Raw genomic sequence first — 10,751 nt, 5'->3', positions numbered from 1 at the left:
ACCCAGCCCTCGGCCCCGCCCGCGGAGCCCGACCGGAACCGCCGCGCCACCGCCTTCGTGGTCATGGGTGTGGCCCTCCTCGCCCTGGCGGTGGCCGGACTGACGTACGCGCTGGTGAACGGCGACGACGGAGACGGCGGTTCGGGCGGCACCACCAACGGAGCGAGCAGCTCCGGCGGCTCGGACGGCGGTGGCGACAGCGGCGGTTCGAGCGACGGCGGCACCGGTGACGGAGGCGGGGGCGACGGAGGCGGGTCCGACACCCCGACCGACGGCGGCGGGCGGACGTCGGATCCCCCGCCCCAGTCGGTGAAGGTGACGCTTCAGGGCGAGAACACCGAGTACTCCGGCCCCTGTCCGCCCCCCGACGGCGAGGCACCCGCCTTCACGGCGACGTTCACCGTCGGCCGTGTCCCGGTGGACGTCCAGTACCGCTGGGTGTCCAAGAGCGGCAACGTCTCGGATCCCGGCTGGAAGACGCTCTCGTTCCCGTCCGGCGGCGGGAAGACCAAGCAGGACTCCGTCACCGCGACGACGGAGTCCGAAGAGGGAACGTTCCAGGGCGAGATCGGCATCGAGGTCCGCGGCCCGGTGGAGACCGAGTCCAACTCGGTCGCCTTCTCGGTCACCTGCGAGGAGGAGGACCCGACGGACGGGGCCTCCTCCCCCACGGACCCGGCGGACGAGCCCGGCGACAGCGCGCTCGCGCCCGGCGGGCCCGGGCTCAGGCCGCGTTCCTGAACACCAGCCCTCAGGCGGCGTTCCTGAACACCAGCCCTCAGGCGGCGTTCCTGAACACCGGCAGATAGCCGCCCGACTGGCCGGAGGCCGTCGGGTGGTACGACTCGCTGATGTTCAGCCAGTTGACGCTGTGCAGCCAGGCGCTGCCGGAGCACAACTCATGGCCGGTGAAGGTGGGGCGCACGTCACCGAACGCGAAGCCGTGGTCGGCGGCGCGCTTGGCGATTGCGGTGTTGAGGTAGTCGGCGGCGTTGTTGATCGCGGCCCGTTTGGTCTCGGACAGTCCGAGGCACGTCCGGCCCAGTGCGTAGAAGCGCGGATAGCCGAGCACGACCACGCGGGCGGCGGGCGCCTTGGCGCGGATCGCCGCGTACACGCTGTCCAGCCGTCCGGGCAGGGTGGAGTCGACGTACGCCTTCGCCGTGTTGATGCGCGAGACGCAGGTGCTGTCGGAGGAGGTGACGCAGGTCGTCATGACGTCGGCGAAGCCCGCGTCGTTGCCGCCGACGGTGATGGAGACGAGACCGGTGGTGGAGTTCAGCGGGGCCAACTGACTGGCCGTGACATCACTCGTTCGAGCGCCCGAGCAAGCCGTGAAACTGAACGACGAGGGTGAGTTGGCGGCGGCCCAGAGGTACGGATACGCCTTCGTGGAGCGCTTGCAGTCGCCGCTGGAGCCGATGTAGCCGCCCGCTCCGACTCCCGAGGAGTAGGAGTCGCCGAGGGCCACATAGCCCGTGGCCGCGGCCTGTTGTGATGCCTGCGCCGACGCGGCCCCGGTGAGGGCGATGCCGGCGGCGAGGAGGAGTGAGGTGGCGTATGCCGTAAGTCGGGAACGTCTCATGGAACCTCCCTTTAGCAGGATCTCTGCCGTAACTGTCGTACCAGTTACACGTGTTGGCAGGAAGTGTTCATGTCAATACTTTCCCCTCCGTAACGATCCCCGCACCGTCCGTTCACCGGACGTTTTGTTACATGCTTATGACGGAAACATGACAAGGGCTCAACTCCCTTGAGCTACATCCGTAGATCACGGAGGCTTTACCCGGCCCTGAGAGCAACACGACGCTCAGGACCGTGCGTTGCGACGACGCGCGCACCCCCCACAGTCGTGCGCCAGATCCCGGGCGCGCGCTGCCTAGAGGAGGACTCCCTCGTAATGGCACAGCTGCGTACCAACAAGATCCGGATCGCCGCCCTCACCACCGTGACGACCGCCGCCCTCCTGGGCGGGCTCACGGCGCTTCCCGCCCAGGCCGCCCCGGCCGAGGGCAGGGTGCTCGCGGCCGACTCCCCCACCGCGATCAAGGGCAGCTACATCGTCACGCTGAAGAAGGGCGCCGCCGGCTTCAAGGCCTCGTCCAGCCAGGGCAAGAGCCTCGTCAAGACGTACGGCGGCACGGTGAAGCGGACGTTCAGCCACGCGCTGAACGGCTACTCCGCCAACCTCTCGGCGGCCGAGGCGAGGAGACTCGCCGCCGACCCGGCGGTGGCCTCCGTCGAGCAGAACCAGACGTTCCACGCGGACGCCACGCAGACCAATGCCCCCTGGGGCCTGGACCGCATCGACCAGGCGTCGCTACCGCTCTCCGGCACGTACACCTACCCGGACTCGGCGGGCAGCGGTGTGACGGCGTACGTCATCGACACCGGCGTCCGCATCTCGCACCAGCAGATCGCCGGCCGGGCCTCCAACGGCTACGACGCCGTGGACGGGGACAACGTCGCCCAGGACGGCAACGGCCACGGCACCCATGTGGCCACGACCATCGCCGGCTCGACCTACGGCGTCGCCAAGGCCGCCAAAATCGTGGCGGTCCGCGTGCTCAACAACAGCGGCTCCGGCACCACGGCGGGCGTGGTCGCGGGCATCGACTGGGTGACCGCGAACCACAGCGGTCCCTCCGTCGCCAACATGTCCCTCGGCGGGGGTGCCTCCACCGCGCTCGACACGGCGGTCCGCAACTCCATAGCCAGCGGCGTGACCTACGCGCTCGCGGCCGGCAACAGCAGCGCCAACGCCTCCTCGTACTCCCCGGCCCGGGTCACCGAGGGGATCACGGTCGGCGCCACCACCAGCACCGACGCCAGGGCCAGCTACTCCAACTACGGCTCGGTCCTGGACATCTTCGCGCCCGGCTCCTCGATCACGGCGGGCTGGCACACCAGCGACACCGCGACGAACACCATCTCGGGCACCTCGATGGCCACCCCGCATGTCGCGGGCGCCGCGGCGGTCTACCTCAGCGGGCACACCTCGGCCACCCCGGCCCAGGTCGCCACGGCCCTGACGAACGGCGCCACCACGGGCAAGGTCACCAGCCCGGGCACCGGTTCCCCGAACCGTCTTCTGCAGATCGTCCCGTAACACCGGCCGCGTCCGGTGACACCCGGCGTCTGAGAGGGCGAACCACCTGAAACGCACCACGGTTCCCCGGAGGCTCCCCATGCCTCCGGGGAACTGCCGTACGTGCGCCCACGCGGCCTCACCGCTGCGCGGACCGGAGCCGTTCGCCCGCACCGCGGCCGTCATCGGCTCGCTCGTTCTCCTGCCGGTTCCGGTACGGCGCCCCCGAGACGGCGAACCCGTTCCTGTCCCCGGAGTTCACCCCGGCGGTGGGCAGCTGTCGGCACGAGGTGCGCCGGGAGCCGACCCGGCCCGGCGCAGCCGACACGGCACCGGCGCGCGTCGGAAAGCGGATGCACGGGACGGTCCGGTGCCGGATCATGGCGGCATGTCTGCGAACCCACACGACGCTCTGCCGATCCGGCTCAACGTCGACGACAGCGACTCACCCTCGGACGTCGTCGACGCGCTGTTCCTCGGCCGCTTCGCGACGGGCGAGCAGCCGCACTCGCACGCGGCGAACATCGACCGGGTGCGCTCCGGCGCGACCCTGCTGCCGCCGGGTGCCCGCGTGTTGCGCTCGGCGCGGGACGACGACCGCAGCGCGACCCTCGCGGAGGGCGACGGCTGGACCCTGCTGGTCTCCCGCTGGAACCGGGGCGCGGACGTCACGGTCACGGCGACCAGCGCCGAGCTGGCGGCGAAGGTGCTGCGCCAGGCCACGGACGGCGCGGCGGACGAGCCGGAGCCACAGCCGGAGAACGTGACGATGGGCTTCTGGTACGTGTCGCCGCGGCGCGGCCCGCACCGTACGACACGCCAGATCTCCGCGGGCACGTGGGAGGAGGTCCGCCCCAACTACACGGGCCCGGTCGCGGACGCGATGGACCGCCTGATGAAGACCACTCCGGAGGACATCGCGGGACGACTTCTGCTGCTGCACGGCCCGCCGGGCACGGGCAAGACCTCGGCGCTGCGCACGCTGGCCCGCTCCTGGCGGGACTGGTGCCAGGTGGACTGCGTCCTCGACCCCGAGCGGCTCTTCTCGGACGTCGGCTATCTGATGGACATCGCGATCGGCGAGGAGGACGCGACGGGCAAGGGCCGCTGGCGTCTGCTGCTCCTGGAGGACTGCGACGAGCTGATCCGCGGCGAGGCGAAGCACACCGCGGGCCAGGCGCTGTCGCGTCTGCTGAACCTGACGGACGGCCTGCTGGGCCAGGGCCGCAACGTCCTGGTGGGCGTCACGACCAACGAGGACCTGGAGCGCCTGCACCCGGCCGTGGTCCGCCCCGGCCGCTGCCTCGCCCGTATCGAGGTCGGCCCGCTGACCCGCCGCGAGGCGCTGAACTGGCTGGGCGGCGACGTCTCCGGCCGGGAGGAGACCGTGGGCCGCGACGGGGCGACGCTGGCGGAGCTGTACGCGCTGCGCCGGGGTACGTCCCCGACATCGCTGCCGGAGCCGCGGGGCGGGGCGGACGCGGGGCTGTACCTGTAGCCCGTACGCCATGGACCGGGCGGCCCGGGGGTCGGGCGGGCCGCCCGGTGTTTTCATGGACGTATGACCGTGTTCGTCGGCACATCGGGGTGGCAGTACAAGGACTGGCGCGACGTCCTGTACCCGGCCGGGCTGCCCACGCGGCTCTGGCTGGAGGAGTACGCGGCACGGTTCGCCACGGTCGAGCTCAACAACGCCTTCTACCGGCTGCCGTCGCGGGAGAACTTCGAGGCCTGGCGGGACCGTACCCCGCGGGACTTCGTCGTCGCCGTCAAGGCGAGCCGCTTCCTGACCCACATCAAGCGGCTGAAGGACCCCGAGGAGCCGGTGCACCGGCTGATGGACCGTGCCGCCGGACTGGGCGACCGCCTCGGCCCGGTGCTCCTCCAGCTCCCGCCCACGCTGCGCGCCGACCCCGTCCTCCTCGACGACTGCCTCGCCCGGTTCCCGTCCGGCACACGGGTCGCGGTAGAACCACGCCACGACTCCTGGTGGACACCTTCGGTGCGCGAGGTCCTGGAGTCGCGCGGCGCCGCCCTCTGCTGGGCCGATGTGAACTCCCGTCCGGTCACGCCCCTCTGGAGGACCACCGACTGGGGCTATGTCCGCTTCCACGCCGGCCGCGCCAAGGCGTGGCCCCACTACGGCCGCCAGGCGCTGGCGACCTGGGCCCACCGCGTCGCCACCACCTGGCGCGGCACCCAGGACGTCTACACGTACTTCAACAACGACCCGCACGCGGCGGCGGTCGAGGACGCGATGACGTTCGCCCGGGCGGCGGCCGCGGAGCACCTGCCGGTCACACGAACCCCGGAGGCCGTGCCGGTCCAGCAGAGCGCTCAGTCGCGGTAGGCCGCCCGCAGGGCGTCCCGTACCGCGGCGAGCGCGTCGGGCTCGGTCAGCCCCAGCCGCCGTACCCGCTCGGCGTACGCCTGCGCGGCCGCCGCACCCTCCCGTTCCGCGGCGGAGCCCGCGGCGGCGACGAACGTGCCGTTGCGACCGCGCGTCTCGATCACCCCGTCCGTCTCCAGGGCCCGGTAGGCCTTGGCCACGGTGTTGGCGGCCAGCCCCAGCTGCTCGGCGAGCCCCCGCACGGTGGGCAGCCGGTAGCCGACGGGCAGCGCCCCGGAACGGGCCTGCTCGGAGATCTGGGCGCGTACCTGTTCGTAGGGCGCGGTCCCGTCGGTGATACGGATCTTCAGGGTCACGGAGCGATTGTCCCCCACGCACCGGAACGCCCTCCCGTACCCGCCGGAATATTCGGAGGCACGGCCCGCACACCCCGCGTAGCGTGCGACCACATGAGTGTGATCGTGCGCGACTTCCGCCCCGAGGACGCCGCCTGCTTCGCCGAGGTGCGACGGCAGGCCATGCCCTTCATGGTCTCCACCCCCGAGTCCGTCCTCCACGTCGTGACCACCTTCCACCCCGACGCCCACTATCGGCCCCTCGTCGCCGAGGAGGACGGCGAGCTGATCGGCACGGCTCAGGTGGGCCTCGCCCACGACAGCCCGGTGCCCGGTCAGGGCTTCCTGAACGTGTACGTGCACCCGGAGCGCGTACGCCGGGGCGCGGGCGGCCTGCTCGTGCGCACCGCCGAGGAGCGGCTGATCGCGCTGGGCGCGACGGCGCTGTTCTCCTGGGTCATGGACACGCCGGAGGACCGCGCGTTCGCCGAGCGGCGCGGCTACCGGGCGAGCCGCTCCGGCCGCTTCCTCCGCCTGGACCTGGCACAGGGCACCCTCCCTCCTCTCCAGTCCCCGCCCCCGGGCGTCGAACTGCGCGCGGTCGCGGACTACGCGGACGACCCGCGCCCGATGTTCGCCCTGGACGCGGAGACGACGGCGGACGAGCCGAGCGACACCCCGGCGGAGTTCCACGACTACGAGCAGTGGCTCCAGGACACCTGGCACCACCCTCTGCTGGACCACGGACTGAGCACGGTGGTCGTCGTGGACGGCACCCCCGCGGCGTTCACCGCCGTCCACACGGACGGACGGGACCGCTACTTCACGGGCATGACGGGCACCGCGCGCGCCTTCCGCGGCCGGGGCCTGGCCAAGCTCGCCAAGAACGACTCCCTGCACCGCGCCCGCGCGGCGGGCTACACGGAGGCGTTCACCGGCAACGACGCGGAGAACGGCCCCATGCTGGCGATCAACAAGTGGTTCGGCTACGAGGTGTGCGGGGCGGAGGTGCGCCATGTCCGCGAACTCGGCCGATGACACGGGCCGTTGTGACGTCGTCCTGGTCAAGGGCGGGCGCACGAAGATCCGTTACCCCGCCGAGCTGCTCCACGACGACGGCACGCGCGTCACCGTACGCGCCCCCTGGGCGGGCGAGGGTGTACGGGACTTCGGCTTCGTACGGTTCGAGCCGGGTGACGTCTTCACCGAGTACTACTGGCGCGACCGGTGGTACGCGGTGAAGGAGGTCCGCGACGGCCGGGGCACCCTGAAGGGCTGGTACTGCGACATCACCCGCCCGGCCACCGTCTCGGCCACCCCCTCCGGTACCGAACTCGTCGTCGAGGACCTCGACCTGGACCTGTGGCGCTCGGCGGACGGCGGTGCCGTACTGCGCCTGGACGAGGACGAGTTCGCGGCGAGCGGCCTGGCGGAGACGGCCCCGGAGGCCGCGTCCGCCGCCATGGCGGCTCTCGACGAGCTGGAGGCCCTGGCCGGCCGCGCGGACGGCTTCGAAACGCTGCTGGGATGACACGTGAGCGGGGAGGACGGCGTACGAACGGGGCGACGCGCGAGCAGGGTGACGTACGAGCAGGGTGACGTACGAACGGGGCGACGTACATACGAAGGGAGCCCGCCACCGCGATGACCCGTTACCGGGATGCCGGACGAGCCACCACCGCGTACCGCTCGTCCGCCACCTCCCGCCCCCACAGCCGGGCATCGTCCGAGAGCCGCTCCACCCGCACGTCCTCCACCAGGGGCGCGAGCAGTCCCGTCAGCCGCTCGACGGGTATGCTGGCCGGGTCGACCGTCCCCCACACGCCCTCGACCAGCACCAGCCGGCCCCCGGGGCGCAGCAGCCCGCACCACCGCCGGAGCGCTCGCGCGGGGTCGGGCAGCGCCCACAGCACATGCCGGACGAGGACGACGTCGAACCGCTCCTCCCCCACGGGCGGCGCCGCCGCGTCACCGACGAGGAACACGGCGGCCCGGCCGGCGAGCTTCGCACGGGCCCGGTCGACCATGGCCGGGGACAGATCGACACCCGTCACCCGGTGCCCCCGCTCGGCGGCGAGCAGCGCCAGGCTTCCGGTCCCGCAGCCGAGGTCCAGCACATCGGACGCCCGTACGGGCAGCCAGTCCTCCAGCCGCTCCGCCCAGGCCCGCCGCACCTCGGGGTCGCGCAGACCGTGGTCCGGCTCGTCGTCGAAGGTAACGGCCTCGGCATCCCAGTCGACGCCCGTGTCGCCCCGCTCCACCCGGCTCACCCGCCCCTCGCTGTCACTGTTGGTAACCATCCCGTCAGGGTGACACGCGCCACTGACAACCGAATCGTGACAGCCGCCACTGACAGACCCCGGCCGATGAGGAACGCTCCCCGAAAGCGTCTACCTCCGCAGCAGTGCGGAACCCGGTGGACACGAGGAGGCAGCCATGCGCCGTGCGACCGTGCAGAAGCCCCTGAAGAAGTCCGACCCCCGCCGGATGCGGGAGGAGGCCGACGAGCGCCCAACAGGAGGGCGCCCGGAGATACGGAAAGACATCGCCCGCACCTGGTGGCCGGACGGCTGACCGCCCGCCCGCGCACCCCCTGCCTCATCGCAGCCTGAGCACTCCCTTAACGCGAGCATAAGGATCCCCGTCGCCCGCCCTCAGCAGGCGATTTCGCGGTCTCCCGGCACTAGTTTCTGATCGCCCCCTCCGGGGGGCGACCCCGCTCCAGGACCGTTCCCGGGAGATTCGCCATGCCCGCTCGTCGCAAGGCCGCGGCCCTCGCCGCCTCCGGCATGACCGCGCTCGCCCTGACCTCGCTGACCGCCGCGCCCGCTGCGGCGCACGGCTCGATGGGGGACCCCGTCAGCCGCGCGGCGCAGTGCCGCGCGGAGGGTCCGGAGAACCCGAGGTCGGCCGCGTGCCGGGCGGCGGTCGCGGCCGGGGGCACCCAGGCGCTGTACGACTGGAACGGCGTACGGATCGGCGACGCCGGCGGCCGGCACCGGGAGCTGATCCCGGACGGCAGGCTGTGCGGTGCCGGTGACGAGGCGTTCAAGGGCCTCGACCTGGCCCGCGCCGACTGGCCGGCCACCCGGGTGAGCAGCGGCTCGTACACCTTCAGGTACCAGGTGACCGCGCCCCACAAGGGCACGTTCACGGTGTACGTCACCAAGCCCGGGTACGACCCGTCAGGGCCGCTCGCCTGGGACGACCTGGACCTCGCCCACCCCGTCGCCACGGCCACCGACCCGGTCGCGTCGGGCGGCTTCCACACCTTCTCCGGCACCCTCCCCAAGCGCTCCGGCAAGCAGCTCCTGTACGCCATATGGCAGCGCTCGGACAGCCCGGAGGCCTTCTACTCCTGCTCCGACGTGGACTTCGGCGGCGACAGCGGCGGTGCCGGTGGCGGCAAGGGCGACGCCCGTACAGAAACCGACCCGCCACCGGAACAGACACCGACACCGACACCGACGCCGTCCCCCACACCCACCCCGGCGACGGACTCCGCCGGAGGCGACGAACCCACGGTCTCGAGCACCTCGGGCCACGGGAACGAGATCCAGCCCGCGGGCGCCGAGGAGAACCTCGCCGACACCGGGGGCGACAGCGTGGCCCCGTACATCGCGATCGGCGGGGCGGGGGCCCTGGCGCTCGGTTCCTCGGTCCTGTTCGCGGTGGCCCGCCGCCGTGCGGGGGCACACACCCGCCGCTGAGCCGGTACGACTCCGGGGTCTGTCCGGCGGCTCAGGCCGGACAGACCCCGGTACCACACGGGTACGCACCCCCGGTCGCACGTGTCAGCCGACCACCGAGAGGCAGGTCGTCGGCGTCGCGTGGGCCGGGTCGAGCGCGTTGGTCACCTCGTGGAACGCGATGCGGTCGAGGAGCCCGATCGCGGCGTGCTCGGAGAGGTCGACCGCGCAGAGGTCCTGGATCAGGACGTTGCGCACGTTCGTTCCGCTGAGGAACTGCGACCGGTACGGCGTGACCACCTCGTCGTACTTGGTGGCGATGACCGTGTACCGGACGCCGGGCACGGTGTCGCCGCCCGCGTTGAGCTTGGTGAGGAAGGCGGACCCGGCGACCTGGTCTGCGAGCGCGGGGGTCGCGGTGGACAGCAGGTCCGCGGCCTCCGGGAAGTACTTGAGCAGTTCGGTCAGACCGCCAAGGGTCGTGCCGTGGTTGCTGGGCGCGATACCGACGAGCGCGTTCACCTCGGCTGCCCCGCCGAGGAACTTGAGGTAGTAGCGGGGCATCATGCCGCCCTGCGAGTGGCCGACGAGGTCGGCCTCGGCGGCGCCGGTCGCGGCGAGCACCTTGTCGACGAAGTCGTCGAGTTGCTCTGCCGACTTGTCGATGGGACCGAGCCCGTGGAGGAAGGAGACCCCGGGCAGCTGCCCGTAGTCGAGGGAGAAGACGCAGTAGCCGCGGTTCACCAGGTACGGGGCGAGACCGAGCCAGTTGTCGACGGAGTTCGCGAACGTTCCGTGGACGAGGACGACCGGGCGGGGGTGTGCGGCGGAAGGCTTGCAGGTGTAGTCGTTCCAGCCGCTGCTCGGGGCGGCGGCCGCCTGGGCGGTGGTGACGGGGACGACGGTGGCGGCGGAGGCCAGCAGCAGCGCCGCCAGCGGTCTGAGCACTCGTTTCCAGGGCAGCATCGTGTGATCTCCTTGCGGCTCAAGGGAGTTGCGATGGAGTACGCCCTGTGATCCGGATCACGAGGATGCTGTTCTATTCGCCAAGTTACGGGCGAGTAGGTGAAGTTGGAAGTTACGGATCAGTAAAAACTTCCCGTGACGGAAGCTCACACTGATAAGCGCGAACGAAGCGTCACCAGGCGGGCCTGATGGGGATGTTGGGGATGTTGGGGATGTTGGGGGCAATGCGCGGCGAGTGGTCGCACCCAGGCGAACCACCGCTGCGCGCGGGCGGGACCCGAACCGCCCGCCCCTGGACCTGTCGCTTATACACATCTTACGGT

Annotated in this window: 11 protein-coding genes and 1 pseudogene; 8 read left to right on the top strand and 4 right to left on the bottom strand. The window is 71.7% G+C overall.

Going from position 1 to position 10,751, the window contains the following annotated elements; translation table 11 throughout:
• Positions 1 to 741 (top strand): annotated as a pseudogene (locus tag FNH04_RS46795) (serine/threonine protein kinase); the annotation flags it as partial.
• A gap of 37 nt (positions 742 to 778) precedes the next feature.
• Here the strand turns inward: FNH04_RS46795 and FNH04_RS32185 are convergent.
• Positions 779 to 1,585, bottom strand: coding sequence for an SGNH/GDSL hydrolase family protein (locus FNH04_RS32185; RefSeq protein WP_152789396.1), 807 nt, complete (start codon positions 1,583 to 1,585; stop codon positions 779 to 781).
• 315 nt (positions 1,586 to 1,900) lie between these two features.
• Here FNH04_RS32185 and FNH04_RS32180 point away from each other — a divergent pair, with 315 nt between their 5' ends.
• The 3 genes from FNH04_RS32180 to FNH04_RS32170 all read left to right on the top strand — a co-directional run bounded on the left by FNH04_RS32180 (position 1,901) and on the right by FNH04_RS32170 (position 5,438).
• The gene (locus FNH04_RS32180; RefSeq protein ID WP_152789395.1) at positions 1,901 to 3,109 is read left to right on the top strand and encodes a S8 family peptidase; all 1,209 of its coding nucleotides are present in this window, start codon (positions 1,901 to 1,903) and stop codon (positions 3,107 to 3,109) included.
• 367 nt (positions 3,110 to 3,476) lie between these two features.
• Positions 3,477 to 4,586 (top strand): DUF5925 domain-containing protein, encoded by a 1,110-nt coding sequence (locus FNH04_RS32175; protein ID WP_152789394.1) that lies wholly within the window; start codon positions 3,477 to 3,479, stop codon positions 4,584 to 4,586.
• 63 nt (positions 4,587 to 4,649) lie between these two features.
• Positions 4,650 to 5,438 carry a DUF72 domain-containing protein gene (locus FNH04_RS32170; RefSeq protein WP_152789393.1) on the top strand — a complete coding sequence of 263 codons (789 nt, stop codon included), beginning with the start codon at positions 4,650 to 4,652 and terminating at the stop codon, positions 5,436 to 5,438.
• On the opposite strand, the gene FNH04_RS32165 is transcribed toward FNH04_RS32170, so the two are convergent.
• Positions 5,426 to 5,794 (bottom strand): GntR family transcriptional regulator, encoded by a 369-nt coding sequence (locus tag FNH04_RS32165; RefSeq protein WP_322724439.1) that lies wholly within the window; start codon positions 5,792 to 5,794, stop codon positions 5,426 to 5,428. The two genes, FNH04_RS32170 and FNH04_RS32165, sit on opposite strands and share 13 nt — an antisense overlap.
• 93 nt (positions 5,795 to 5,887) lie before the next feature.
• On the opposite strand from FNH04_RS32165, the gene FNH04_RS32160 reads away from it, so the two are divergent.
• Positions 5,888 to 6,811, top strand: a complete 924-nt coding sequence (locus FNH04_RS32160; protein WP_152789392.1) for a GNAT family N-acetyltransferase — start codon at positions 5,888 to 5,890, stop codon at positions 6,809 to 6,811.
• Complete coding sequence (locus FNH04_RS32155) at positions 6,789 to 7,304, top strand: DUF402 domain-containing protein (protein WP_152789391.1); 516 nt, start codon at positions 6,789 to 6,791, stop codon at positions 7,302 to 7,304. Before FNH04_RS32160 ends, FNH04_RS32155 begins: the two co-directional genes overlap by 23 nt.
• A 121-nt stretch (positions 7,305 to 7,425) precedes the next feature.
• Here the strand turns inward: FNH04_RS32155 and FNH04_RS32150 are convergent, their stop codons facing one another.
• Positions 7,426 to 8,073 (bottom strand): class I SAM-dependent methyltransferase, encoded by a 648-nt coding sequence (locus FNH04_RS32150; RefSeq protein ID WP_152789390.1) that lies wholly within the window; start codon positions 8,071 to 8,073, stop codon positions 7,426 to 7,428.
• Between the two features lie 136 nt (positions 8,074 to 8,209).
• Between FNH04_RS32150 and FNH04_RS32145 the strand changes: the two genes are divergently transcribed.
• Together FNH04_RS32145 and FNH04_RS32140 are read left to right on the top strand one after the other, a co-directional pair.
• On the top strand, positions 8,210 to 8,347 hold the full coding sequence (locus FNH04_RS32145; RefSeq protein WP_152789389.1) for a hypothetical protein: 138 nt from the start codon (positions 8,210 to 8,212) through the stop codon (positions 8,345 to 8,347).
• A 173-nt stretch (positions 8,348 to 8,520) separates the two neighbouring features.
• The gene (locus tag FNH04_RS32140) at positions 8,521 to 9,483 is read left to right on the top strand and encodes a lytic polysaccharide monooxygenase (protein WP_152789388.1); all 963 of its coding nucleotides are present in this window, start codon (positions 8,521 to 8,523) and stop codon (positions 9,481 to 9,483) included.
• An 84-nt stretch (positions 9,484 to 9,567) separates the two neighbouring features.
• Here FNH04_RS32140 and FNH04_RS32135 read toward each other — a convergent pair whose 3' ends face one another.
• Positions 9,568 to 10,428 (bottom strand): esterase/lipase family protein, encoded by an 861-nt coding sequence (locus FNH04_RS32135; RefSeq protein WP_152789387.1) that lies wholly within the window; start codon positions 10,426 to 10,428, stop codon positions 9,568 to 9,570.
• Between the last annotated feature and the right edge of the window lie 323 nt (positions 10,429 to 10,751).

This window comes from Streptomyces phyllanthi, assembly GCF_009377205.1.
Classification (GTDB): Bacteria; Actinomycetota; Actinomycetes; order Streptomycetales; family Streptomycetaceae; genus Streptomyces; species Streptomyces phyllanthi.
This window is presented reverse-complemented; position numbering and strand designations above follow the sequence as displayed.